General features: G+C 73.1%; 18 protein-coding genes. 2 read left to right on the top strand and 16 right to left on the bottom strand.

What is annotated here, in order from left to right; genetic code table 11:
- Positions 1-131 precede the first annotated feature (131 nt).
- From hypE to IE257_RS12295, 16 genes are all read right to left on the bottom strand, one after another.
- Positions 132-1,193, bottom strand: a complete 1,062-nt coding sequence (gene hypE / locus IE257_RS12365; RefSeq protein ID WP_281063902.1) for a hydrogenase expression/formation protein HypE — start codon at positions 1,191-1,193, stop codon at positions 132-134.
- Positions 1,186-2,379, bottom strand: coding sequence for a hydrogenase formation protein HypD (gene hypD / locus IE257_RS12360; RefSeq protein WP_189967784.1), 1,194 nt, complete (start codon positions 2,377-2,379; stop codon positions 1,186-1,188). Before hypD ends, hypE begins: the two co-directional genes overlap by 8 nt.
- Complete coding sequence (locus IE257_RS12355; protein WP_189967782.1) at positions 2,376-2,735, bottom strand: HypC/HybG/HupF family hydrogenase formation chaperone; 360 nt, start codon at positions 2,733-2,735, stop codon at positions 2,376-2,378. Before IE257_RS12355 ends, hypD begins: the two co-directional genes overlap by 4 nt.
- A 24-nt stretch (positions 2,736-2,759) precedes the next feature.
- On the bottom strand, positions 2,760-5,108 hold the full coding sequence (hypF, locus tag IE257_RS12350) for a carbamoyltransferase HypF (RefSeq protein WP_189967781.1): 2,349 nt from the start codon (positions 5,106-5,108) through the stop codon (positions 2,760-2,762).
- Complete coding sequence (gene hypB / locus IE257_RS12345; protein ID WP_189967779.1) at positions 5,108-5,989, bottom strand: hydrogenase nickel incorporation protein HypB; 882 nt, start codon at positions 5,987-5,989, stop codon at positions 5,108-5,110. The genes hypF and hypB overlap by 1 nt, the downstream gene beginning before the upstream one ends.
- A gap of 3 nt (positions 5,990-5,992) precedes the next feature.
- On the bottom strand, positions 5,993-6,388 hold the full coding sequence (locus tag IE257_RS12340; protein WP_189967777.1) for a hydrogenase maturation nickel metallochaperone HypA/HybF: 396 nt from the start codon (positions 6,386-6,388) through the stop codon (positions 5,993-5,995).
- 135 nt (positions 6,389-6,523) lie between these two features.
- Positions 6,524-6,628: a DUF6893 family small protein gene (locus IE257_RS39375; RefSeq protein ID WP_372453003.1), complete on the bottom strand. Its 105-nt coding sequence runs from the start codon at positions 6,626-6,628 to the stop codon at positions 6,524-6,526.
- Entirely contained in the window at positions 6,625-7,173 is a 549-nt protein-coding gene (locus IE257_RS12335; RefSeq protein WP_189967775.1) for a hydrogenase maturation protease, read from the bottom strand. The genes IE257_RS39375 and IE257_RS12335 overlap by 4 nt, the downstream gene beginning before the upstream one ends.
- The gene (locus tag IE257_RS12330; RefSeq protein ID WP_189967773.1) at positions 7,170-8,594 is read right to left on the bottom strand and encodes a hypothetical protein; all 1,425 of its coding nucleotides are present in this window, start codon (positions 8,592-8,594) and stop codon (positions 7,170-7,172) included. Before IE257_RS12330 ends, IE257_RS12335 begins: the two co-directional genes overlap by 4 nt.
- Positions 8,591-9,295: a DUF6084 family protein gene (locus IE257_RS12325; RefSeq protein ID WP_189967771.1), complete on the bottom strand. Its 705-nt coding sequence runs from the start codon at positions 9,293-9,295 to the stop codon at positions 8,591-8,593. Before IE257_RS12325 ends, IE257_RS12330 begins: the two co-directional genes overlap by 4 nt.
- Positions 9,292-9,993, bottom strand: a complete 702-nt coding sequence (locus tag IE257_RS12320; RefSeq protein WP_229920299.1) for a DUF5947 family protein — start codon at positions 9,991-9,993, stop codon at positions 9,292-9,294. Before IE257_RS12320 ends, IE257_RS12325 begins: the two co-directional genes overlap by 4 nt.
- Positions 9,990-10,517, bottom strand: a complete 528-nt coding sequence (locus IE257_RS12315; protein ID WP_189967769.1) for a NifU-related iron-sulfur-binding protein — start codon at positions 10,515-10,517, stop codon at positions 9,990-9,992. Before IE257_RS12315 ends, IE257_RS12320 begins: the two co-directional genes overlap by 4 nt.
- Positions 10,514-12,298, bottom strand: coding sequence for a nickel-dependent hydrogenase large subunit (locus tag IE257_RS12310; protein ID WP_189967767.1), 1,785 nt, complete (start codon positions 12,296-12,298; stop codon positions 10,514-10,516). Before IE257_RS12310 ends, IE257_RS12315 begins: the two co-directional genes overlap by 4 nt.
- A 63-nt stretch (positions 12,299-12,361) precedes the next feature.
- Positions 12,362-13,417 (bottom strand): NADH-quinone oxidoreductase subunit B family protein, encoded by a 1,056-nt coding sequence (locus tag IE257_RS12305; protein ID WP_189967765.1) that lies wholly within the window; start codon positions 13,415-13,417, stop codon positions 12,362-12,364.
- A 156-nt stretch (positions 13,418-13,573) separates the two neighbouring features.
- A complete protein-coding gene (locus IE257_RS12300; RefSeq protein WP_189967763.1) occupies positions 13,574-15,253 on the bottom strand; it encodes an enoyl-CoA hydratase-related protein in 1,680 nt (559 codons plus the stop codon).
- Between the two features lie 387 nt (positions 15,254-15,640).
- The gene (locus tag IE257_RS12295; RefSeq protein ID WP_189967761.1) at positions 15,641-16,144 is read right to left on the bottom strand and encodes a hypothetical protein; all 504 of its coding nucleotides are present in this window, start codon (positions 16,142-16,144) and stop codon (positions 15,641-15,643) included.
- 796 nt (positions 16,145-16,940) lie between these two features.
- Between IE257_RS12295 and IE257_RS12290 the strand changes: the two genes are divergently transcribed.
- Positions 16,941-18,713, top strand: a complete 1,773-nt coding sequence (locus IE257_RS12290; RefSeq protein ID WP_189967759.1) for a fatty acyl-AMP ligase — start codon at positions 16,941-16,943, stop codon at positions 18,711-18,713.
- Positions 18,714-18,744: 31 nt separating this feature from the next.
- Positions 18,745-25,110, top strand: coding sequence for a type I polyketide synthase (locus tag IE257_RS12285; protein ID WP_189967757.1), 6,366 nt, complete (start codon positions 18,745-18,747; stop codon positions 25,108-25,110).
- Position 25,111 lies beyond the last annotated feature (1 nt).

Below are 25,111 nucleotides of genomic sequence, written 5' to 3'. Positions count from 1 at the left end.
GAGCGGGATCACCGCCGGGGGCACCAGCCGCTCCACGTCGGCGCCGAAGGGATGCAGGGGGTGTTCCTCCCCGAGCACCACCCGTCCCGCCGGCCCCGCGCATCGGGGCCGGCACCCATCTTGCGGACCGGTCAGCAGATGCGCGGCAGTTGTTCGCCGATCGGCAGGTCGACCACGCGGGTGCCGCCGAGGCCGGTGCGGGCCACGACCAGGCCCGGGTGGGCGTCGACGGCCTCGCCGATCACCGCCGCGTGGCGGCCCAGCGGATGCGCGCGCATGGCGTCGAGGACGGCGTCGGCGTGCTCGCGGGGCACGAAGGCGACCAGCTTGCCCTCGTTGGCCACGTAGAGCGGGTCGAGTCCGAGGATCGCGCAGGCGTTCGCGACGGCCGCGGGCACCGGGACGCGGCCCTCGTGGATCACGACACCGGTGCCCGAGGCGGCGGCGATCTCGTTCAGCGACGCCGCCAGCCCGCCCCGGGTGGGGTCGCGCAGGACATGGAGGTCCGGCGTGACCGCGAGCATGGTCCGCACGAGTCCGCCCAGGGCCGCGCAGTCGCTCTGGATGTCCACCCCGAATTCGAGCCCCTCGCGGACGCTCATGATCGCCACTCCGTGGAGCCCGATCTCGCCGCTGACGATGACGACGTCACCCGGTACGACGCGCTGCGGGCGCAGGTCCACCCCGTCGGGGATGACGCCGATGCCCGCGGTGTTGATGTAGATGCCGTCCCCGTGACCCGCTTCCACGACCTTGGTGTCTCCGGTCGCCACCTCCACGCCCGCGGCGCGCGCGGCCGCGCCCATGGCCTCGGCCACGCGCGCCACGACCGACATCTCGACGCCCTCCTCCAGGATGAACCCGCAGGAGAGGTACGCCGCTTCGGCGCCGCTCATGGCCAGGTCGTTGACCGTGCCGTTGACGGCGAGGTCGCCGATGCCGCCGCCGGGGAAGAACAGCGGCCGCACCACGTAGGAGTCGGTGGAGAACGCGAGGCGGACGCCGCCGAGGGAGACGGCCGCGGAGTCCCCGAGCTGGGCGAGTACGTCACCGCCGAAGGCGGGGGCGAAGAGGTGCTGGACCAGTTCGGCGGAGAGTGCGCCTCCGCCGCCGTGGCCCATCACCACGCGGGGGCGGTCGCGCAGCGGGGCCGGGCAGGTCCAGCCCGTGATGTCGAGTGCGGTGTCAGACAACGGGGCTCGCCTCCAGCGGGGCGCTCACGGGGGTCGGGGCGGTCGCAGGGGGCGCGGTCGCCGGGCTCGCAGCGGGCGCGGCCGCGGGCACGGTCCCCAGCTCCAGCCGCCGGTAGAGGTAGTACGCGGCGCAGGCGCCCTCGCTGGAGACCATGGTGGCGCCGAGCGGGCTGCGCGGGGTGCACAGCGTGCCGAAGGCCTCGCACTCGTGCGGTTTCAGCAGCCCCTGGAGCACCTCGCCGCTGCGGCACTCGGCCGGCTCCCGGGTGTTGATGCCGGTGACCGAGAAGCGGTGTTCGGCGTCGAAGTCCCGGTAGCGGTCGGACAGCCGCCAACCGCTGTCGGGGATGACCCCGATGCCGCGCCAGGCCCGGTCGGTGACCTCGAAGACGTCCTCCAGCATGGCGAGGGCGGCCGGGTTTCCCTCGGGACGGACGGCGCGCGCGTAGGCGTTGTCGACGGTGTGCTCGCCGCGCTCCAGCTGCCGAACGGCCCGGCGTACGCCTTCCAGGATGTCCAGCGGCTCGAAGCCGGTCACCACGATGGGGACCCGGTGGCGCTCGGCCAGTTCGGGGTACTCGCCCATGCCCATCACACTGCACACGTGTCCGGCGGCGAGGAAGCCCTGGACCCGGCAGCTCGGCGACTGCATGATCGCCTCGATCGCCGGGGGCACCCGGACGTGGGAGACGAGCAGGCTGAAGTTGGGGATCCCCAGCTTCTTCGCCTGGTGGACCGTCATGGCATTGGGCGGCGCGGTGGTCTCGAAGCCGATGCCGAAGAACACCACCTGGCGCGCCGGGTTCTCCTGGGCGATCCGCAGGGCGTCGAGCGGGGAGTAGACGACGCGGACGTCGCCGCCCTCGCTGCGCACCTGGAACAGGTCACGGCCGGTCCCGGGCACCCGGAGCATGTCCCCGAAGGAACAGAAGATCACATCGGGGCGGGAGGCGATCTCCAGCGCCTTGTCGATGACCTCCAGCGGGGTGACACACACCGGGCAGCCGGGGCCGTGGATCAACTCAACCTGTTCCGGAAGCAGTTGATCGATGCCGTGCCGGATGATCGTGTGGGTCTGGCCGCCGCAGACCTCCATCAGGGCCCAGGGGCGGGTCACCGTGGCGTGGATGTCGTCGAGCAGCCGGCGGGCGAGGTCGGGGTCCTGGAACTCCTCGATGTACTTCACGGCTGGACTTCCTCCTGCGGCGCGGCGAGGACGGGCTCGGGTGCGGTTTCGGGTTCGGGTTCGTCGGCGAAGGGCCAGGGCTCGCCACCGGCCGCCGCGGCCTGCTCCCAGGGGTCTCCGAACTCCTCCTGCAGCATCCCGAGTTGAGCGAACAGTTCGAGGGTCTGCTTGGCCGACTCCTCGTCGAGGCGCTGGAGGGCGAAGCCCACGTGGACGATGGCGTACTCCCCCACCTGCAGGTCCGGCAGGTACTCCAGGCACACCTCCTTCTGCACACCGCCGAAGTCGACGGTGGCCATGCGGGTGCCGTCCTTCTCCCCGATGTCGAGCACTCTGCCGGGCACCGCCAGGCACATGGGCTTCTCCTTGCTGTGGTGAGGTCAGGGGGTGTGGTGCGCGGCGGCCACCATGAGCTGGCCCAGGGACAGCCCGCCGTCGTTCGGGGGGATCCGGCCGTGCCGCAGGACGGTGAATCCGCGGGCGCGCAGCGGCCGGGCGCACGCCGAGGAGAGCAGGGTGTTGGCGAAGACCCCGCCGGTCAGGGCGACGGTGTCCAGCCCGTGCCGCTCGCGCGCGAGCTCGCACAGCGTGGTGACGAGGGCCGCGACGGCGCCATGGAAGCGGGCGGCGATCAGCGCCGGGGCCGTGCCTGCGCGTACGTCGGCCACCGCGGCGGCCAGTACGGGCGACGGATCGGCGGTGACCGGGCCGCCGCCGGGGTCCGGCGGCACGTACAGGCCGAAGGCGTAGCCGTGGCCGCCGGCCTCACCGTCGCCGTGGCCGCCGCCGTCGCCGTGCGCTGCGTACGCCGCCCCCTCCAGCTCGATCGCGGCCTGGGCCTCGTACCCGGCCCGGTGGCAGATGCCGGCCACGGAGGAGACGGCATCGAACAGGCGGCCCATGCTGGAGGTCGGGACGCAGTTCAGGCCGCGCTCCAGCTGCCGCTCCAGCACCCGCAGTTCTCCGGGCGGGCAGGCGGCGGTGCAGGGCAGGTCCGGTGTCCACGCGATGCCCGCGGCCCGCAGGTGGGACAGCGCCATGCGGTACGGGCGGTGCACGGCCGCGTCGCCGCCCGGCAGCGGGACGTAGGCGAGGTGGGCGAACCGGGTGTACCCGGCGTAGTCGGCCAGGAGGACCTCACCGCCCCACACGGCGCCGTCGTCGCCGTAGCCGGTGCCGTCGAAGGCGACCCCGATCACCGGACGGCCCCCGCCCAGGCCGTGCTCCGCCATGGCCGAGGCGATGTGCGCGTGATGGTGCTGGACGCGCACGAGGGGCCGGGCGCCCGCGGCGCGCCGGGCCCAACCGGCGGAGCGGTAGCCGGGGTGCCGGTCGGCGGCGAGGAGCACGGGGGTGACGCCGGTGATGGACTCCAGCTGCCGCTCGGCGCGTTCGAGGGCGTGCTGGGTGGCGAGGTCGTCCATGTCGCCGATGTGGGCGGACGGCCAGGCCTTGCGTCCTTCGCCGAGGCAGAAGGCGTTCTTCAGGTCCCCGCCCGCCGCGAGGGTCGCGGGCACCGGTACCGGCAGGGTCAGCGGCAGCGGGGCGTACCCGCGCGAGCGCCGCAGGGTCAGCGTCTCGCCGTCGCAGACCCGCACCACGGAGTCGTCGCACGGCACGTGGATGGGGCGGTCGTGGGTCAGCCAGCCGTCCGCCAGGGCGGCGAGCCGGTCCAGGGCCTCGTCGTCGTCGGTGACGATGGGCTCCCCCGCGAGGTTGCCGCTGGTCATGACGAGCAGCCGGGGTCCCGGGGGGTCGCCGGGCAGGCCGAGCAGCAGGTGGTGCACCGGGGTGTACGGGAGCATCACCCCGAGGTCGGGACAGCGCGGGGCGACCCCGTCCGGGCCGTCGGTGCCCGCGCGGCGGCGCAGCAGCACGATGGGCCGTACGCCACCCGTGAGCAGCTGCCGTTCCTCGGGGCCGAGGTGCGCGAACCGCTCGACGTCGGCGAGGTCCCGGGCCATCAGCGCGAACGGCTTGTCCCCGCGCGCCTTGCGCCGGCGCAGTTCGGCCACGGCGCCCGGGTGGGTGGCGTCGCAGGCCAGGTGGTATCCGCCCAGGCCCTTGACGGCGAGGATCGCCCCGGCGGCCAGGAGCCGGCGGGCCTCGGCGACCGGGTCGGCGCCGGCGCTCTCGCGGGGCGGTCGGCCGGTGAGCAGCCTGAGGCGGGGGCCGCAGGCCGGGCAGGCGACGGGCTGGGCGTGGAAGCGGCGGTCGGCCGGGTCCTCGTACTCGCGGGCGCAGTCGGGGCACAGGGGGAAGGCGGCCATGGTGGTGTGGGCACGGTCGTACGGCAGCCCGGTGACGATGGTGAAGCGCGGCCCGCAGTGGGTGCAGGTGATGAAGGGGTGGCGGTGGCGCCGGTCGGTCGGGTCGGCCAGTTCGGCGAGGCAGTCGGCGCAGGTGGCCACGTCCGGGGAGACGAGTGTCCGGGCGGGGCCGCCGGTCCGGGAGGCGATGATGGTGAATCCGGCGCCGCCCGCGACGGGGACCTCCCAGTGGTCGACGGCGTCGACCACGGCCAGCGGGGGCGCGTCCGCCGCGAGCCGTTCGCAGAACCGCGAGACCGCGTCCGGGGCGCCCTCGACCTCGGCGACGACGCCCTCGGGGGTGTTGGTGACGTGCCCGGCCAGGCCCAGCCCGGTCGCGCGGGTGTAGACGTAGGGGCGGAAGCCCACGCCCTGGACCACGCCCCGGACGGTGACCCGGCGGCGCTGCACCGCCTCCATCAGCGGGTCTGCGCGACGGTCTGGACGTGCGGGTGCTCGTGGTCCCCGTCGTGATCGTGATCGTGGCCCTCGTCCCGGGCGTGATCGTGGTCGTCGTCGTGGTCGTGGTCGTGGCCATGTCCGTGACTGTGCCCGTGCGCGTCTGCGTGGGCGTGTCCGTGTCCGTGTCCGTGTCCGTGTGCTTCTGCGTGCTGCTGACGGGCCATCACCGGGGCGTGCGCCCCGCCGCCCGCCCCGACCGCCAGCGCCCGGTCGAGCAGGACGCCCAGTCCCTCGCCCGCCCGCGCCGAGGTGAGGACGACCTCCACACCGGGGTTGACCTGCTCGACGTTGGCGCGGAAGGCGGCCTCGTCGAACTCGACGGCCCGCGCGATGTCGGTCTTCGTGACCACCACCAGCTGGGCCAGGCCGAAGGCGGTCGGGTACTTCAGCGGCTTGTCCTCGCCCTCGGTCACCGAGGCGAGCACCACCCGCAGCGATTCCCCCAGGTCGTAGCCGGCCGGGCAGACCAGATTGCCCACGTTCTCCACGAAGAGCAGCCGGGTGTCCCCGGGCAGCCAGCCGTCCAGGTGCCGGCCGAGCATCGCGGCCTCCAAGTGGCACAGCCCGTCGGTGAGCACCTGCTTGACCGGTACGCCCGAACGGGCCAGCCGCAGCGCGTCGTTCTCGGTGGCCAGGTCCGCCGTCAGCGCGGCCACGGCCACGCCCCGCTCCCGTGCGAGGAGCAGTTCGCGCTCCAGCAGCGCCGTCTTGCCGCTGCCGGGACTGGAGAGCAGGTTGACCACCGTCGTTCCGCGGGCGGTGAGTTCGGTGCGCAGGACCTGGGCGGCTTCGTCGTTCTTGGCGAGCACCGCCTGCCGCAGATCGACCACTCGGCACATGGTTCAGGCCTCCTCGGGAATCGGTTCGCGGGTAGGGGCACCGGCGGGGCCGTCTTCCCAGCGCACGCTGAGGATCTCCAGCTCACGGCCCGACAGCAGTTCCACGTCGGTGGCCCTGCCGCATCCGGGGCAGCACAGTTCGGGGGGCATGCCCACCGCCCAGGTGCCGGGGCAGGAACCGCAGCGGGCGCGGGCCGTCACGGACTCCGTGACGAGTTCGGCTCCTTCGAGGACCGTTCCGGCGCAGGCCAGTTCGAAACAGAAGGCCAGCGCGTCGGGGACCACCCCCGCCAGCTCACCGACCTGCAGCCGTACGGAGGTAACGGCGTGCGCGCCGCCCGCCCGGGCCGCCTCTTCCACCTGGCCCACGACGGCCATGGCGATCGACATCTCGTGCATCGGACTCCGTCCTGCCGGGGCTCATTGAACCGGCGGGACGGAGTCCGTGCGGTCGGCACGCCGGTGGACGGCGCGCCCGTACGCCATTCGGGCGCCCGTATCCGCATCCGCATCGACGGCCGCGCCCCGGCGGTGTCACATCCGGCGCATGCGCAGGTAGCGTCGGAGGTCGGGGAGCATCTGCAGCAGTACGGCGGCGAGGGCGGCGGCCACGGCCCCGCCGATGACGGCCTTCTTCATGGGGTTCTCCTCAGTTCGCGGCGAGGCCGGTCGGTTTCGTCGGGGTCCCGGCCGTGGATCAGGTCCAGGGCCGTGCGTACGGCCTCCGGTACGGCGGCGGCCACCGGTGGGCTCAGTCCGATGCCCTCCTCGACCCCGGCCGGTTCGCAGCCGAGGACGAGGGTGCGCCGCGGCGGGGTGGCGCCGGTCCCGGCGCAGAGGGTGTCCAGCAGGGCGAGGACGGCGTCGGGGGACATGTGGTGGCCGTCGAGGACGGGCGGTGACGGTGCCCCGGCGCCGCCCGGTTCCGGGCCCGCGCTCCCGTCGGCCTCGATCAGGTACAGCGTGCCCGGCTCGCCGCCGCGTGCGGTGGCGTCGACCAGCAGCAGGGTGTCGTAGCCGTCGAGGAGCTGGTAGGCGAGGTGGACACCGCGGACGCCGAAGTCCACCACCTCGACGCCTTCGGGCAGCGGGTGCGCGGCCAGCGCCCGTACGGTCTCGACGCCGAAGCCGTCGTCACCGAGGAAGACGTTGCCGATGCCGGCGACCAGGACCCGGGCGTTCACGCGTCCTCCAGCGGGGTGACCTCGTCGGGCTGGAAGTAGAGGAACCTGCCCTGCTCGCGGCGGATGTCCGCGCCCGGGTCGTCCTCCACGGTGACGGCGAGGTGCACTCCCCCGTCCACGTCGTGCAGGACGGCCTCGACCAGCGCGGTACGGCCCTGGAGGAACAGGTCCTGCGCGTCGGTGCGCCGCAGTCCCGGGCGGAGCAGGACGCGGCTGCCGGGTCCCACCGAGGCGCCGTCGATCGCGATCCGGTCGCGGGCCGGGTCCGCGGTGTCCGCCCGGGCCGGGTCCCACCAGGGGGTGTCGGGCCTGAACACCACGTCCTCGGCGGGGAGTTCCGTGAGCAGCGGGGGCTGCTCCGGGCCGGTGACCTCCCGCAGGGCCCGCACGGCGCCGTGCAGTCGCTCCAGCACCTCGGGGGGCATGGAGTCGGCGAGGTCGATCACGGCGGCGGCCCGGGCGTCGGTGCCGCGGGCCTCGCGCTTCTCCTGCTCGGTCAGGGCGGCCGTGCGCAGGGCGAGGATCTCGTCGATCTCGGTGGCGTCGTACATGGCGCCCGCGCTCTCGGGGGCGATGGCCGGGTGGTCCTCCAGGATGATCGGGGAGGACAGGACCACGTCGGCGCGGCCCGGTTCGCCCGCGAGCACCGGCCAGGTGTGGCGGTTCTCGCAGGCGGCCACCGCCTGCCGGGCCCATTCGGGCGGGTCGGTCATGGACAGGAAGGATCCGGAGTCCAGGCCGAGCAGGAGGTGGGCGGCGACCAGCGAGTGCGGCAGTGCGGCCTCCCGGTCGAGGGGACCGGCTCCGGCGGGCGGGGTCCACGGGCTGGTGTTCTCCACCACGGCCCGGAGTCTGAACACCCGGTAGGCGCCGGGGAGTTCGACAGCGCGCAGGCGCAGCCGCCCCTCGATCTCCGCGGTGCGCCGCACCAGGCGGCCCACCGTGCGGCCGTCGGCATCGACCACGGGCTCGGTGTCGACACGGGCCGGGCGGCGGAACGGGAAGGTGACGCCTTCGTCGCCGAGCAGTTCGGCGACGGGCACGCTCACCTCGACCCGTTCCTCGGTGCCCTCGTCCCAGGGCATCAGGACCCGGTCGGTCAGGTGCAGCTCGGGGACGTCCGTGAAGTCCCCGTCGCCCTCGGCCTGTTGGACCGTACGCCGCTGCGCGTGCAGGAAGCGCAGTTCGAGGGCGAGGGTCGCCTCGCCCCGGGGCTCCATCAGGATCTCGGTCTGCTGGAGGACGTGCTCCTCGTGGGCGTGGCCCCACGCCGGGGGTACGAGGACGCCGAACTGCCAGCGCAGCCGGTTCTTGGCGGCCGAGGCCCGGTAGGGGTAGAGCACGTACCCCTCCAGGAGGACCGCGTCCGCCACCTGCCGGGCGACGGCGAAGCGGGAGCCCGGGGTGGTCGTCGTGGTCACGGCGCCGTCCTCTCGGTGAGGCGCGGCAGGATCGCGCCGAGCCGGACGGGACCCGGCGGGGCCGCTGGCTCCGCCGGGGCGGCCGCGTCCAACAGGGTCCGTACGGTCGCCTCCCACGAGGCGAGCGCGTGGCGGGAGCGGAAGGCCAGCAGCTCGTCCATGGTGTCGCGGGGCAGCCGGAGCCAGCCACAGCCGGGGAAGTGCTGTTCGACCATCTCGCGCCACACGGCCACGGGCATCCGGTACGAGGCTTCGCGGTCCCAGGGCACCGGCTCGACGCGGAACCCGGCGTCCCCGGTGAAGGCGGTGCCGGAGAACAGCATCAGCAGCGGCACCTCGCCCTCCGCCAGGGCCTGGAAGTACCGGGTCGCCGCGATGTCCATGTCGTAGGTGCAGGGCACGACGAGGTCGGTCTCGGTCTCGCCGGTGAAGCTCGGGACCATGACGGAGACCTGGGCGAACTGCACGGGCTGGAGGGTGTTGCCCCACCGGGAGCGCTCGCCGAACAGGTCCGCGAGGCCTTCCGCCTCGGCGGGTCCGTAGCCGCGCCGGGCCGGTTCGATGCGGATCTGGCAGCGCAGGGCGATGGCGTGCACCCGGGCGCCCCCGGCTGCGGTGATCCGCAGCCGGAAGACGAGGGTGGGGCCGGCGGCGTACGCGTCGGCGCGCACCCCGGTGCAGGTGAAGGCGAATTCCGTCATCGGACCCCGTCCTCCACCCTCGCCGCCGTCGCCGCCGGGGGCGTCGCCGGCGTCTCGGCCAGCGCCCTGGACCGCCGTTCCACCTGCTCGAAGAAGGTGTCCAGGGCTGCCCGGGCCTCCGCCCCGCCGTCGAAGCCCTGCCACAGCAGCCGCATCCGCCCCACCAGCTCGTAGCAGATGTCGATCGGCACCAGGTAGCACGCGGTGCGGCCCTCCGAGCGGCGCAGCAGCAGCGCCTCGACGTCGGGTTCGAGGAGCTCCGACAGCCGGCCGGCGCCCAGTACGGTCTGCCAGGTCTCGGGGTCCAGTTCGCTCTCGGTGGCTCCGGCCGGGCTCGGGTAGAGGGCGACCAGCCGGTCGAGGGCGGCGTTGCGGAAGAAGAACGCGACGCCGACCGGGATCTGGAGGAGTTCCCATGCGCCGTCGTCGAGCCGGTGCCCGGGGTCGGTGAGGTAGCGGTCCGGTACGGTCCGCAGGCGTCCGGTGCCCGCGCCCGGCCGGTCGAAGAGCAGGGCGCAGGCGGTGCAGGCACAGACCAGCGCGCGCTGCTCGGTCTGCACCAGGTGACGGTGGCCGTCGGGGGGCACGACGACCCCGCACAGTTCGCAGGTCTCGGGCCGGGGCGGGCGCGGACCCGCGAACCGGCGCAGCCCGCGCGGGGCGCGCGGGGCGTCGTGACGCAGACCGGGCCCGCTCACGGCACCCGTGCCGGGCTCGGGGGCCGGGTGCCGATCTGCAGCAGTGCGGGAGCCGGGGCCGGGGCGGGCTCCCGCTCCACGCCGGTCACCTCGGGGGCGAAGCAGGCGAGGCTGTCCTCCAGGGTGCGGCCGGCGCCGTCCTGGCCGCCGGATCCGCAGCCGCAGCCGGTGGGGGCGGCGGAGGGGCGCAGCCGCAGGATGCCGGTGTGCTCGTCGAAGCCGAGCAGTTCCAGCGGTTCGCCGTGGGCGGCCAGGGCGCGGCCGATGCGGGTGTGCACGTCCTCGGGGTGCAGGCCGTGCAGGGAGAGCAGGCTCGCGACGAGCTCGTCGTCGTGGACGGCCTTGAGAGGGGCCTCTCCGACCTTCTCGACGATCCGGGCGAGCCCGGCGCCGTAGAAGTCCATGAGGACGCGCACCAGTTCCTCGGCCGCCTCGCAGGCCGCCCGGTCGCCGGTGGCGGCGAGCCGGTCGAGGACCTCCTCGACCCGGCGCCCGGCCTGCGGGCCGTCGATCGCGGCCCTCATCCGCCCAGTCCGCTCAGACCGGTGGGCACGTGCATCGTCTTGACCGTCTTGCCGCCGCCCACGTACATGTGGACTCCGCAGGGCAGACAGGGGTCGAAGCTGCGGACGGCGCGCATGATGTCGATGCCCTTGAAGTTCTCCGGGGTGTTCTCCTCGAAGATCGGGGTGTTCTGCACGGCGTCCTCGTACGGTCCTGGCGTGCCGAAGGTGTCGCGGGTGCTGGCGTTCCACGGGGTCGGCGGGTAGGGGTGGTAGTTGGCGATCTTCCCGTCGCGGATCACCATGTGGTGCGACAGGACGCCGCGTACGGCCTCGGTGAAGCCGACGCCGAGCCCCTCGTCCGGGACCTCGAACTTCTCCCAGGTCTGGGTGCGCCCGGCGCGGACCTCGGCGAGGCCCTTCTCGGCGCAGTGCAGGGCGATGGCGGCCGCGTAGGCCTGGAAGTAGGTGCGCGCGCGGTTGCGTTCGAGCGCGTTGCTCCACTTCGGGATCTTCCACTCGAAGCGGGTCTCGGGCTTGGTCATCGTGCGCGGCAGGGTGATCACGACGCTGTGACCGGTGGCCTGCACGTAGTCGGTGTGGACCAGCCCCGACAGCGCGGTGGACCACAGGCGGGCGATGGGGCCGCCGCCGGTGTCCAGGGCCAGGTGGTCCTTGCCGTCGAACCAGCGGGGCGACATGACCCAGCTGTACTTGTCGTCGAAGTTCCGCTTCTGCGGGGCCGGGATGGTGTGCTGGTTCCACGGGTGGCGCGGGTCGACCGGGTTGCCGAGCGGGTCGTGCGTGACGAACTGCTCCTGCCCCTCCCAGTCGTCGTAGTACGAGCTGCCGAGCAGGATGCGGATGCCGAGGTTGATCTCGGTGAGGTCGTTGGTGACGAGCTTGCCGTCCACCACCACGCCCGGGGTGACGAACATCTTCCGTCCCCAGTCGGTCATGTTGGCGTACGTGAAGTCGCAGTACTCGGGGTCGTTGAGGGCGCCCCAGCAGCCGAGGAGGACGCGACGGCGGCCGACCTCCTCGTAGCCGGGCAGGGCCTCGTAGAAGAAGTCGAACAGGTCGTCGTGGAGCGGGACGACCTTCTTCATGAACTCGCAGTACCGCATCAGGCGGCTCATGTAGTCCGTGAAGAGCTGGACGGAGGCGATGGTGCCGACGCCGCCCGGGTAGAGGGTGGAGGGGTGCACGTGGCGGCCCTCCATCAGGCAGAACATCTCGCGCGTGTAGCGGGAGACCTGGAGCGCCTCGCGGTAGAACTCGCCCTCGATGGGGTTGAGGGAGCGCATGATGTCGGCGATGGTCCTGTAGCCGTGCTCGCCGGCGTGCGGGGCGGGGGTGCGCTCGGCGAGCTCCAGGACCCCCGGGTTGGTCTCGCGGACCATCTTCTCGCAGTAGTCGACCCCGACCAGGTTCTCCTGGAAGATGTTGTGGTCGAACATGTACTCCGCGGACTCGCCCAGGTTGATGATCCACTCGGCGAGGTGGGGCGGCTTCACCCCGTAGGCCATGTTCTGCGCGTACACCGAGCAGGTGGCGTGGTTGTCACCGCAGATGCCGCAGATGCGACTGGTGATGAAGTGCGCGTCGCGGGGGTCCTTGCCGCGCATGAAGACGCTGTAGCCGCGGAAGACCGACGAGGTGCTGTAGCACTCCGCGACCCGCTTCTGCTTGAAGTCGATCTTCGTGTGGATGCCGAGACTGCCCACGATCCGGGTGATCGGATCCCAGGCCATCTCCACCAGACCGCTGCCGTCTGCGGCCGCCTTCGTCTTCGGTGTCATCGTTTGTGCCGTGACCCTTCTTCGGTGCGGAGAGCGGGAGTTGGGGTGTGCTTCCGGGGGGCGTCACCAGGGCGGGCGGTAGCCCGTGGTCAGGGCCCGGCCGGTCTGCCGCCACTTCGGTTCCTCGTCGACCGTGTGGGCGGTGACGGACCTCAGCCGGCGGATCAGGGCGCCGTACGCGCCGCTCGCCTTCGTGGAGACCTTGGCGCCGGGAGGTTCGTCCATGAACGGCATGAACTTGTCGGGGAAGCCGGGCATGGTGCAGGCGATGCAGATGCCGCCGACGTTGGGGCAGCCGCCGATGCCGTTCATCCAGCCGCGCTTGGGCACGTTGCACTTGACGACGGGGCCCCAGCAGCCCAGCTTGACCAGGCATAGCGGGGAGTCGTAGGTCTCGGCGAACTGGCCCTGCTCGTAGTAGCCGGCCCGGTCGCAGCCCTCGTGGACGGTGGCCCCGAAGAGCCAGGTCGGACGCAGCTTGTCGTCGAGGGGGATCATCGGGGCGGAGCCGGCCGCCTGGTAGAGCAGGTAGGTCAGGGTCTCCGAGAAGTTGTCCGGCTGGATCGGGCAGCCCGGTACGCAGACGATCGGGATGCCGGCCTTTGAGGTCCAGTCCCAGCCCAGGTAGTCGGGCACGCCCATGGCGCCCGTCGGGTTGCCCTCCATCGCGTGGATACCGCCGTACGTGGCGCAGGTGCCGATGGCCACGACGGCGAGGGCCTTGGGGGCCAGCCGGTCGATCCACTCGCTGGTGGTGATGGGCTGACCGGTCTCCGGGTCGTCACCGAAGCCGCACCAGTAGCCCTCGGGCTTGATCTTCTCGTTGGGGATGGACCCCTCGACCACCAGGACGAAGGGATCGATCTCGCCCCGCTCGCCCTTGAAGAACCATTCGATGAAGGTGTCGGCGCCGCCGACCGGGCCGCATTCGAAGTCGATCAGCGGCCAGTGCACGGCGATCTTCGGAAGACCGGGCAGTACACCGGTGACGATCTCCTCGATGCTCGGCTGCATCGCTGCCGTCAGGGACACGGAGTCGCCGTCGCAGCTCAGCCCCGCGTTGATCCAGAGGATGTGGATCAGCGGATCCTCAACCTTTTCCTGCGTCGCTGTGGCCATGGGACGGCTCCTCGGGGAGGGGATCGGGAGGGGGTGGGGAGAGGCGGCCTGCCTCACCCACACCTTTCTTGCTAACAGCAGTCCGGCCCGGGTGCCGCGTCAGGTACGGCCAGTCCAGTGACACCGGGCGGACGGACGGCCGCGGTGCCGCGGGGCCTATCCCGGCCCCCGGAGGTGGGGCGGGGTGGCCGCAGGGCGTTCCTTGCGGACGAAGGCGCGGCGCAGGGCGTGGTAGGGGGCGTCCGGGTCGAAGAAGGTCCGCCGCATCAGGGCCAGCTCGGCCTCGCGGTGGGCGGCGAGCGGCCGCAGGGCCTCGTCGCGCTCGCGCGCCGCCTTCTTCCCGGCGATCCGGGAGGCGGTGGCGGGCAGCCCGGCGAGGCGCACCGCGAGGCGCTCCGTCTCGGCGGTGAACTCCCCGGGCGGGCAGGGGAGCGTACGGTCGACCAGTCCGAGCCCGTGCGCGGCGGCTGCGCTCAGCGGGAGGGCCTCGGCGGTGAGGCGTTCCGCGAGGGAGGGGCCGACGCGGCGCGGCAGGGTGTACGTCCAGTACTCGGAGCCGTGCAGCCCCATCAGGCGGTAGTGCGGGTTCAGGACGACGCCCGAGCGGCACCAGACCTCGTCGGCGGCGAGGGCGAGCATGGCCCCGCCGGCGGCGGCGTTGCCGCCCAGCGCGCTGACCACGAGCCGGTCGGTGGTGGTCAGCACCGCCTCGACCAGGTCGTTGATGGCGTTGATGTTGGCCCAGGATTCCTCGGCCGGGTCGTCCGCGGCCTCGATGACACCGAGGTGGATGCCGTTGGAGAAGAAGTCGCGGCCGCCGCCGAGGACCAGGACGGTCGTGGGGCGGGTACAGGCGGTCCGGTAGGCGTCCAGCAGACGGCGGCAGTGCGCGGTGCTCATCGCGCCGCCGGGGAAGGAGAACGACAGGAAACCGGCCTGTCCGTCCTCGTGGTAGCCGATGTCCGACCAGGTGCGGCGGTGCGGGCCGCTGTCCGGCGGCGCGGGGACCTCGGGAAGCGGTGGCAGCCGGTCCGCGAGTGCCAGCGTCGCGGGCAGCTTGGCGGCGACCGGGCCGCCCGGGAGGCGGCGGGCGCGCAGTTCCGGGATCCAGACGGCGCCGTCCGCCGTGGCCCGGCAGACGGCCCCGGTCCGGGTGGCCAGCAGCTCGCCGGGGCACCCGCGCAGCCGCTCCTCGCGGTGCCCGCCGTGCAGGAACCACTCGCCGCCGAGCAGCTCGTCCTGTACGCCGGGCTGCGAGTCCGCGGCGCGCAGCGCGCGCAGGACGTCCGCGGTGCCATCGCGCTCCCAGTCGATCCGTCGCTCCTCCTGGCGCAGCAGCGGCCGGGCCCGGCCGGCGGCCTGCGGCTGCGGGGTGTACGTACCGGAGGCGAAGCGTTCCACCGCGAGCAGGACGGCCTCCAGCGCGGCGTCGGCGATCTCGCCGCGGTAGAGGTCGCTCTTGCCGACGGGCGGTACGGGGCACTCGACGCTCGCCCAGACGTCGCCGGCGTCCATCTCCGCGTTGGCCTGGAGGACGGTCACCCCCCATCGGGGCTCGCCGTCCTGGATGGCGCGGTCGAGGGAGGAGGGACCGCGGTCGCCGACCGGTCCGGGGTGGACGACCAGGCAGGTGCGGTCGGCCCAGATCTCCTCGGGGATGGCGGTGCGGAGCATCGGGGCGATGACGAGGTCGGGGTGGTGAGCGCGTACGGCGTCGCCCAGGGGGGCGCCGGGCAGGGCGAGTTCGACCGCGACGCGGTGGCCGTGGTCGCGCAGCTCGGCGTGGACTCGCTGCGTGAGGCTGTTGAACGCGCTCGCCACGAGCAGGACGTACAAGTGATCTCCCAGCGGCGCGGCCCGGAGCCGCGTGCGCGCGGTGCCCGGCCTGGTCGGCGGCCCGTGGCCGGAACATGACCGGCCGCCTGAGATGGTCGGGGAGTTCGGGCCGCCCGTGGCCGAGGCCCGCGCGGCGGGTCACTCGAAAGCGCCCGTTCCGGGGTCCGCTCGGCCCAAGGGGGCAGGGCGCCCCCGGGGCGGCTGCGCTACTCGCCGTCCTCGATCCCGATGGCCTTGACCAGCTCCTGGTGCGCGCGGCCCGGCTCGCCGTCGAACTGCTCCAGGAGGGCGGCGGCGATCGCGTCGAGCTTGCGCTGGATCGCGTGTTCGGCCCTGCGTTCGGAGTTCTTCAGCAGGGCCAGGAGCAGCAGGGCGACGGCCGGGCGGTCACCTCGCCCGTACGGGCGCCCACAGGCTGACGCTCCACACGTCCCCGTGCCCCGCGTGGCAGCCCCGCTCCTCCTCCTCGTCGTCCACGACGAGGACCGAGACGCCGGACGCCGAAGCCCGGTACTCGAGGAAACCGCCCTGGTCACCGACCGTGAGCTCCGGGGCTCCGGGGATGCGCGCGAGTTCGTCGCGCAGGTCCCGCCAGGCGACATGGCGGGGGAACGCGATCTCCATGGTCCGGGCCCATTCCTTCGCCCTGTACCGGCCGGACGCGAGCCGGTGCAGTTCGATGGAGCCGCCGGACATCACCCACTCGTTCCCGGCGTTGAAGTAGAACTCGACGAATCCGTAGTCGCGGCGCAGCGACCGGCCGTCCTCGTCGACCACGTCGACGAAGCGGTGGCGGACGGCCCGGTCCACCTCGCCGAGGGTGGAGCCGATGCCGATCCCGTGCAGTCGTCCGGTCCTGAGGAACGAGGCGAGGAACTCGATACCGGTCACGGCCGGTTCTCCCATCTTCGTCGGGGCGCTCCCGGGCTTCTCGGGAGCGAGCGAATGGCTTGCCCGAATGGCGGGATACCCGCCAGGGAAACGATCAGTTTCGCTCAGCAAGCATCAACTACGGTCACCGGGCCCCCTTGTCGTCCGCCCCGCTCGGAGCCGCGGCACCCCCTCCCGAGCGCCGTCCGCACCGGCCGGAGGTTGGCCGAAAATTCCCTCGTCTTCTTGCATTCGCAGTCAACTTCCGGCCATTAAGCGCGAGTTGACCGAATCCAGGGGCCCGCCCTAAGGTTTGGACCAGTACTGCCCAGAACCCCTCTTCCAGCCTTTGGCTGTTTCCGTCTGTACCTCCGCCAAGCCCACCAAGTTGCAGGCGCTATCGCCCCGGCGCGATAGCCGGCGCCCCTCTCGGGGCCGCACGAACATGGAACGCGCTCGCAGAACGACCGGACGCATGCGGAATGAATCAATCCTTCTCCGCGTCCGCGCTGTGCTGCGGATCGAAACTCACCGGAAGACAAGGTTGATGTTTGCGGATCAGGATGCGATTGACGCCGGTTGCGTGACCTCGGGTCATTCGCCCCGGAGAGCAGCGCACCACCCTGTCCGCAGATCCGCGGCTCCGTACAGACCGCTGTCGCCGTGAGCCCTGGAGCTCCGGCATCCCGTGCTCCGGTATCCCCGGGAACGGGCATCTCGCGCGGAGCGCGCTCGTGGAGCCGCGCGCCGCTTTCGCCATTTGCCTGCCGGCCCGCACCCGGTGCGAGCATCCGATCGGCACTGAATGAGGCTGAGAATGCTTGACGAGTCATTCGCGCTGTCCCCCACCGCCCTGGACGAGGTCCGCTTCGAAACGGTGGTCGACGCACTGCACGCACACGCTGCGCGCATCCCGGATCACGATCTGTTCACCTTCCTGCCCGACGGCGACGAGGCCGAACCCTCACTCACCTTCTCGATGCTCGACACCCGGGCGCGGGCCGTGGCCGCAAGCCTCCGTGCGCAGGTGGAGCCCGGTTCCCGGGCCCTGCTGCTGTTCATGCCCGGCCAGGACTTCGTCGTCGCGTACTTCGGCTGCCTGTACGCCGGCGTCGTCGCCGTCCCCGCCTACCTGCCGCACCCCGCGCAGCGTGCGCGAGGGCTGCTCCGGCTGGCCGGCATCGCCGAGGACGCCCAGCCCGCGGCCATTTTGACCACCTCCGCGATACAGGCGGCCATCGAGACCACGGCGCGCTCGATTCCGGAACTCCAGGAAACCGCCTGGCTGGCGGTCGACGAGATTCCGGACGCCGGCGGAGCGGGCTGGTCCGCCCCGGCCCCCGATCCGGATTCCCTCGCGTTCCTCCAGTACACCTCCGGCTCGACCGGTCAGCCGAAGGGCGTGATGGTCACCCACCGGAACCTCGCCCACAACACCGACCTCATCCGCACATCGCTCGGACTCGACCATTCGACCGTCGTCGTGGGGTGGCTGCCGCCCTATCACGACATGGGGCTCATCTCGATGATCGTCGCGCCGGCGATGCTGGGGATCCATTCCGTTTCGATGCCCACCGTGGCATTCCTGCAGAACCCGGTGCGGTGGCTGCGCGCAATCTCGAAGTACCGCGGAACCCTGTCGGCCGCGCCCAACTTCGCGTTCGACCTGTGCACCCGAAAAGTGTCCGAAGAGGACCGCGCGACGCTGGATCTGTCGTCCTGGGCCGTCGCCACCAATGGCGCCGAACCCGTTCGCGCGGAATCGATGAAGCGCTTCTCCGCGGCCTTCGCCTCCTGCGGGTTCCGTCCGGAAACCATTATTCCGGTCTATGGTCTCGCCGAGAGCACGCTGCTGGTGAGCGGGGCGCCGATCGAACAGCCGTGGATCTTCCGGTCCTTCGACGAGAGCGAGCTCGAGGAGGGCGTCGCCCGGATCGTGCCGCAGGACAGTCCGAACGCGCGCGTCCTCGTCAGCTGCGGCATCAGCCGGACGCTGGACGTCGCCATCGTCGACCCCAAGCGGCACACCCGGTGCGCCCCGGGCGAGGTCGGCGAGATCTGGGTCGCGGGCGAGAGCGTCGCCGTGGGCTACTGGCAGCGGCCCGACCTCAGCCGGGAGGCGTTCGAGGCCACGCCGAGCGACGGCGGACAGGGCCCGTACATGCGCACGGGGGACCTCGGCTTCCGGACCGAGGACGGCCTGTTCGTCTGCGGCCGCATCAAGGACGTCATCATCGTCGGCGGACGCAACCACTACCCCCACGACATCGAGCGGACCGCCGAGAGCGCGCACTCCGCGATCCGGCCCGGCTGCGTGGCCGCCTTCGGCGTGACCACGGACGGGGAGGAGAGCGTGGTGGTCGCGGCCGAACTCCGGCCGGGGGCCGCCGCCGGCGAGGACCGCTCGGAGTCGGAGGCCGTGGCGAACGCGGTACGGCACGCCGTGGCCCAGGAACACCGGCTGACCGCACGCGACGTGGTCCTCCTTCCCGCCGGAACCCTTCCCAAGACGTCGAGCGGGAAGCTGCAGCGCGGGGAGACCCGGAAGGAGTACCTGACCGGCCGGTCTCCGTGGAACGCGCAGCGCTGACTCGAACCACAGCAGAACACAGGGGGAGCACATGTTGGACACGGAGCTGGAAACCTGGCTGCGCCGGCGCATCGCCGAGCTGGCCCGTCTCGGTTCGGGCGAGGACATCTCGGTCCACGAACCACTGGCCGCCTACGGCCTGTCCTCGATCGACGCGGTCGCGCTCGCGGGAGAGCTCGGCGCGCTCCTGGACCGCAAGGTCTCACCGACGATCGCGTACGAGTACCCGACGCTCCGGGAGATCCTGGAGCACCTGCGGGACGGGCGGCCCGAGCGGGGCGCGACCGCCGCGCCCCAGCGCGCGGCCACGGGAACGACCCCGGACGAACCGGTCGCGATCATCGGCATGGGGTGCAGGTTCCCCGGAGCGGACGGCCCGGAGGCCTTCTGGGAGCTGCTCGAACGGGGCGGGGACGCCATCGGGCGGGTACCCGACGACCGGTTCGCCCGCTGGGGCGGCGGGAACGGCGGCACGGACCGGGCCGCCCTCGGTGGCTTCCTCACCGGGATCGGCGGCCTGGACCTCGACTTCTTCGGCATCAACGAGCACGAGGCCGCCAAACTCGACCCGCAGCAGCGGCTCATGCTGGAGGTCGCCTGGGAGGCCGTCGAGGACGCAGGTCTCGATCCGTACGGCCTGGCCGGTTCGCCCACGGGCGTCTTCATCGGCATCTCCAGCTCGGACTACCGCGACGCCCTCGCGAACTCGCCCTCGGCGGACGCCTATTCGCTGCTCGGCGGAGCCTCCAGCGTCGCCGCCAACCGGCTCTCCTACCTGCTCGACCTGCGCGGGCCGAGCCTGGCCGTCGACACGGCCTGCTCCTCCTCCCTCGTCGCCGTCCACCTCGCGTGCGACGCGATCCGGCGCGGCGAGTGCGACGTCGCCATCGTCGGCGGGGTGAACGTGATCCTGTCCCCGGCGATCACCGAGGCCTTCGACAAATCCGGCGTCATGGCGCCCGACGGGCGCTGCAAGACCTTCTCGGCGCAGGCCGACGGCTACGTACGCAGCGAGGGCGCGGGCGTGGTCGTGCTGAAGCCGCTGAGCCAGGCGCTGCGCGACGGCGACCGCGTCTCCGCGGTGATCCGCGGCTCGGCGGTGACCTCCGACGGGCGGACCAACGGCCTGCTGGCGCCGAGCCGCCGGTCCCAGGAAGAGGTCGTGCGCCAGGCGCTCGGCCGGGCGGGCGCCCGGCCGCGGGAGGTCGGCTACGTCGAGGCCCACGGGACGGGCACGGCCATCGGCGACCAGATCGAGGCCGCCGCCCTGGGCGGCGTACTGAACCGGGGGCGCGCCGCCGACCGGCCGTGCGCGATCGGTTCGGTGAAGACGAACGTCGGGCACCTGGAGGCGGCGGCGGGCATCGCCGGCGTGATCAAACTGGCGCTGTGCTTCGAACACGGGGCCCTGCCGCCGTCCCTGCACTGCGACGAGCCCAACCCGGACATCGACTTCGACGGACTCGGGCTGCGCGTGCAGTCCTCGCTGCGGCGCTGGGAGTCTCCCGACGAGGTCGGCGTGGCCGGAGTGAGCTCCTTCGGCTTCGGCGGCACCAACGCCCACGCGGTGCTCGGCCCCGCCCCGGCGGCCACCGGGGCCTGCGAGGACCGGCCCGCGCGGCGCCCCGTACAGCTGCTGGCCCTGTCGGCCGCCACCGAACCGGCCCTGCACGCACAGGCCGCGGACCACGCGGCGTGGGCCGAGGGCCTGGACGAGGACGAGGTGGGCCGGGGCTCGGCCGCGGCGACACAGGTCCGGGGCCGGGGCGGCCCCCGGGGGCGGGAGGTCCGCGCGGCCTTCGCCTTCGCGGACCGCGGCGAGCTCCTCGCACGGCTGCGCGAGCCGTTCACCGGTGCGCGGCACGTGCCCGACGAGGCGGGCGTCGTCTTCGTGTTCCCCGGGCAGGGTGCCCAGTGGCTCGGAATGGGGCGGGCCCTGATCGAGTCGGAGCCCGCCTTCGACCTCGCCGTCTCCCGCTGCGAGCAGGCCTTCGCCCCGCACGTCGACTGGTCCCTGCGCGAGGTGCTGACCTCGCAGGACGCCGCTCCCCTGCTGGAGCGCATCGATGTCGTCCAGCCCGCCGTGTTCGCGATGCAGGTGGGGCTGGCGGCGCTCTTCCGGTCCTGGGGCGTCCGGCCCGCCGGGGTCATCGGCCACAGCATGGGAGAGGTCGCGGCCGCCCATGTCTCGGGCGCCCTGCGGTTGGAGGACGCGGCGCGGATCATCTGCCGCCGCAGCGCCCTGATGATGCGGCACCGGGGGCAGGGCGCCATGGCGCTGGTCTCCCTGCCGGTGTCGGACGTGCGCAAGGCGCTGGAGCCCTACGGGGAGCGACTGTCGCTCGCGGCGCACAACGGCCCGAGCACGACCATCGTGTCCGGCGAGACCGCGGCCGTCGACGAGTTCGTCGCCGCCATGGACGCCGAGGGCGTCTTCGGCCGACGCGTCAAGGTGGACGTGGCCTCGCACTGCGCGCTGCTGGAGGACCTCCGGGAGGACCTGGTCGCGGAACTCGCCGGGCTGTCGCCCCGTCCCGCGACGGTCGCCTTCCACTCCTCCCTCACCGGGGAGCGTTTCGACACCACCGGGCTGGACGCCGCGTACTGGTGGCGCAACCTGCGCGAGCCGGTGCTGTTCGCCGACGCGGTCCGCGGGGCCGGGGCGGCCGGTCACCGCGTGTTCCTGGAGATGAGCCCGCACCCCCTGCTGTCGGTCTCGGTGACCGAGTGCCTGGAGGACGAGGACCGGGACGTCGCCGCCGTACCGGCGATGCGCCGCGCGGACGACCGGGCCCCGTACGAGTCGGTCGCCGCGCTCTTCGAGGCCGGCTGCGAGATCGACTGGGTCGCCTTCCACGCCGGCCGGCCGCGCGCCGGCAGGCGGCTGCCCCCGTACCCCTGGCAGCGCCAGGAGCACTGGGTCGAGCCCGCGGGCCCGCGCGCGGAGGGCGTCCTGGTCACCGGCTCGCTGCCGGTCATCCGTGACCACCGGGTGCAGGAGCGGGCGATCGCGCCCGCCGCCTGGATGCTCGACGCGGCGCTGCGGGAACTCAACCCCGAGCAGGTGGGCGGATACGGGCTCAGCGACGTCCTGGTGACGAACTCCCTGGCGGTCGCCGGGGAGGAGTCCCGGCAGGTACGGGTCTCGCGGCGGCTGCGCGCGGGCGACGAGCCGTTCCTGTCCGTGGAGAGCCGGGCGGCGCACGAGCACGGCGCCGCGTGGGAGGAGCACGTCTCGGCCGGCTGGTCGGCCACCGGGCCGGCCCCGGCGCCGGCCGATCCGGCCGCGATCCTCCTGCGGTGCCCGCGGCGCGTCGAGACCGACGCCCTGTACGAGCACCTGGCGGCGTCCGGGCTCTCGTACGGGGACACCATGCGGATGGTGACCGAGATGTGGCTGGGCGACAAGGAGCTGCTCACCCGGCTCGCGCCGCCGTCCCCGCGGACGCTCGGCCGCCCGCTTCCCGCGGACGTCGCGGACGGAGCGATGCAGTCCATCGCCGGGCTGTCCGTCGACGCGGGAGCCAGCGGCACCTTCGTGGGGTTCGGCTACCGCCGGGTCGACGTGTTCGCGCCGTGGTCCGGTCCGACCCTGGCCCATGTGCGGCTGCGGAGCGAACTCGACGCGGACGCGGACACGTTCGACTGCGACGTGACGATCCTCGACCCCGAGGGGCAGGTCCTCGTGGAGTTCACGGGGGTCTCCCTCAAGCGGATGGGCAACCGGCACTCGCTGCGCTTCCTCGCGGTGGACGCCCGGCCGCAGCCGCGGCCCGCGGAGGCCGCCGGCAGGCCGGGCGAGGTCGTCCTGCTCACCGGGGACGCCGAACGCTGCGTGCCGCTGGTGGAGGAGCTGCGCAGGGGCGGGGCCACCGTCTCGGTCGCCGCCCTGCCCTGCGGCGAGGAGGACGGTCCGCGGTTCCTGGAGGGCCTGCCGGCCGCCGCTCGGCTGCTCGTCGTCGAACCGGAGCGCGAGGCCTTCCTCGCGCTGCTGCGGAGCGCCACGAAGAGCACGTCGACGGCGCGCCGGGAGCTCGCCCTGGTGACCGGTGACGTGGCACTGCCCCCGCTGCTGCGGGCGCTCGAACAGGAGACCGTGAGCTGGTCGGGGCGGGCGATCCGGGTGGAGGCCGACGCGCTCACCACCCGTGAACTCGCCCGCGACATCGCCGCGGAGCTCGCGGTACGGCCCGACGCGTTCTGCGTCCGCTACCGGCACGGCGAGCGCACGCTCCCGTCCCTGACCCCGGTGGAGGCCTCCGCGGCCCCGGCGGAGCTGAGGCCCGGTGGCGTCTACTGGATCACGGGCGGGCAGGGCGGCCTGGGATCCACGCTCGCGGTCACCCTCGCCCGCGAGGCGGGGGCACGGGTGGTGCTCACCGGCCGCCGGGCGGAGGTCGACCCGCAGCTGGAGGAGGCGGTCGACGCCGCGGGGGGACGGCTGCTCTACCTCCAGGCCGATGTGACCGACGAGGCCGCCGTGCGGCGCGCCCTGGACGAGACGCTCCGGCGCTTCGGCGCCCTGCACGGTGTGATCCACACCGCGGGCATCCTCGACGACGCGCTGATCGGGTCGACGTCGGCGGAACGCATGCACGCGATCACGGCGCCGAAGGAGCGGGGCGCCCGGATCCTGATCGACGCGGTGGCCGCGGAGGACCTGGACTTCATCGTCCTGTTCTCCTCCATGGCCAGCCTGTTCGTGACGGCGGGCCAGGGTGCGTACGCGGCGGGCAATGCCACGCTCGACGCGCTCACCGGCACCGTACGCAGCCGGCGCACGCCCGTGCGAACGATCAACTGGGGCCCGTGGGCGGAGCTGGGGATGGTCGCGGACCCCAGGTACCAGGCCCGGCTCCTGGAATCGGGCCTGCACCCGATGTCCCCCGAGGCGGGGGCCGAGGCCTTCCTGAAGGCCCTGGCCGGCACCCACCTGCAGCTGGCGGTGCTGGACGTACGGGACGAGGTCGCCGACGGGCTCGTGGCCCGGTTCAACCGCGGGGCCGGCGCGGCCGGGGAGGCCGGGGCGGCGCGGCCGCGCGCCGCGGGCGCCGCGCGCGCGGAGGACGGGGCCGGCTCCGCCGCCGAGTTCGTCCGGGCGGAGCTGGCCCGCGCGCTGCGCCGCCCGCCGGCCGAGATCGACACCTCGGTACGCTTCGACCGCCTGGGCATCGACTCGCTGCTCGCCGTCTCCCTCACCCGCCGGATCGGGGCCCACTTCGGGCTCGAACTGCCGGCGACGTTCATGTTCAACCACCGGACCGTGGACGCGGTCGGGCTCCATCTGGAGGGCCTGCTCGCGGCGGAGTCCCCGGAGCCGGACGTACGCCCCGACGCACCCGACGCACCCGCCGCGACGGGCGGGACGCCGGTGGAGAGCGCCCGGGAGATCACGCTGGACGAGGCGGAGCGCCACAGCACCGTGCGCGGTTACACCGTCGTGGCCGGGCCGTCCGGGCTCGACATGCGCCTGCAGGACGTACCCGTGCGCAGGCCCGCACCGAGCGAGGTGGTCATCGACGTGCACGCCGTCGGCGTCAACTTCATCGACGTGCTGGCGTCCACCGGCTTCCATCCGTTCCTGTCCACCCCGCCGTTCGTCCCCGGGCACGAGGTGGCCGGTGTGGTGCACGCGGTGGGTGACGCGGTCGAGCACGTCCGGCCCGGCGACGAGGTCCTCGCGCTGACCCTGCAGGGCGGTTACGCGGCCCGCGTGACGACCGAGGCGTACACGGTGGCTCCGCTGCCCGCCGGCGTCTCGTTCACGGACTCGGTGGCCATGCTGATCAGCGGACTCACCGCGATCGCCTGCCTGGAGCGCGGGGCGCGCGTGGACCCGGGCGACCGGGTGCTCATCCAGGCGGCGGCGGGCGCGACCGGGACGGCGTGCGTCCAGCTGGCGCTGCACCACGGCGCCACGGTGTTCGGCACGGCGAGTACGGAGGCCAAGCTGGAGCACCTGCGGGCGCTGGGCGTCCAGTACCCGATCAACTACGCCGAGGCCGATTTCGCCGACGCAGTAAGGGAACTGAGCCCTGATCAGGGACTGGACCTCATCGTCGACTCCCTCTCCGGCGACGCCGTGGGCCGAGGTCTGGCCCTGCTGCGCTCGGGAGGCCGCTTCGTCGAGATCGGTGCGGCGGGGGTGCTCGACCTGGCCGTGAACGGCCGGGACCTGTTCATGAGCAGCCGTTCCTTCTGCACGGTGAACGTGGGTGCCCTGGCACGTGATCCGGCCAGGCTCCGGCCCCTGATGGACCGCCTCGTCGAGCTGATCGACGCGGGCGTGTTCCGTCCCGCCGTGGGCGGGGTCTTCCCCTTCGAGGAGGCGCCACGGGCGATCACACAGCTCCGCAACCGGGCCAACATCGGCAAGTTCGTCATCACCGTTTCTTAGG

It is taken from the genome of Streptomyces avidinii (assembly GCF_014650695.1).
GTDB classification, from domain to species: Bacteria; Actinomycetota; Actinomycetes; order Streptomycetales; family Streptomycetaceae; genus Streptomyces; species Streptomyces avidinii.
This window is presented reverse-complemented; position numbering and strand designations above follow the sequence as displayed.

Bases quoted from the DNA above. Each gene is read 5' to 3' on its own strand.
- IE257_RS12355 (WP_189967782.1), bottom strand. From the start codon at position 2,735: ATGTGCCTGGCGGTGCCCGGCAGAGTGCTCGACATCGGGGAGAAGGAC.
- hypF (WP_189967781.1), bottom strand. From the start codon at position 5,108: ATGGAGGCGGTGCAGCGCCGCCGGGTCACCGTCCGGGGCGTGGTCCAG.
- hypB (WP_189967779.1), bottom strand. From the start codon at position 5,989: ATGTGCCGAGTGGTCGATCTGCGGCAGGCGGTGCTCGCCAAGAACGAC.
- IE257_RS12340 (WP_189967777.1), bottom strand. From the start codon at position 6,388: ATGCACGAGATGTCGATCGCCATGGCCGTCGTGGGCCAGGTGGAAGAG.
- IE257_RS39375 (WP_372453003.1), bottom strand. From the start codon at position 6,628: ATGAAGAAGGCCGTCATCGGCGGGGCCGTGGCCGCCGCCCTCGCCGCC.
- IE257_RS12325 (WP_189967771.1), bottom strand. From the start codon at position 9,295: ATGACGGAATTCGCCTTCACCTGCACCGGGGTGCGCGCCGACGCGTAC.
- IE257_RS12315 (WP_189967769.1), bottom strand. From the start codon at position 10,517: ATGAGGGCCGCGATCGACGGCCCGCAGGCCGGGCGCCGGGTCGAGGAG.
- IE257_RS12310 (WP_189967767.1), bottom strand. From the start codon at position 12,298: ATGACACCGAAGACGAAGGCGGCCGCAGACGGCAGCGGTCTGGTGGAG.
- IE257_RS12305 (WP_189967765.1), bottom strand. From the start codon at position 13,417: ATGGCCACAGCGACGCAGGAAAAGGTTGAGGATCCGCTGATCCACATC.
- IE257_RS12290 (WP_189967759.1), top strand. From the start codon at position 16,941: ATGCTTGACGAGTCATTCGCGCTGTCCCCCACCGCCCTGGACGAGGTC.
- IE257_RS12285 (WP_189967757.1), top strand. From the start codon at position 18,745: ATGTTGGACACGGAGCTGGAAACCTGGCTGCGCCGGCGCATCGCCGAG.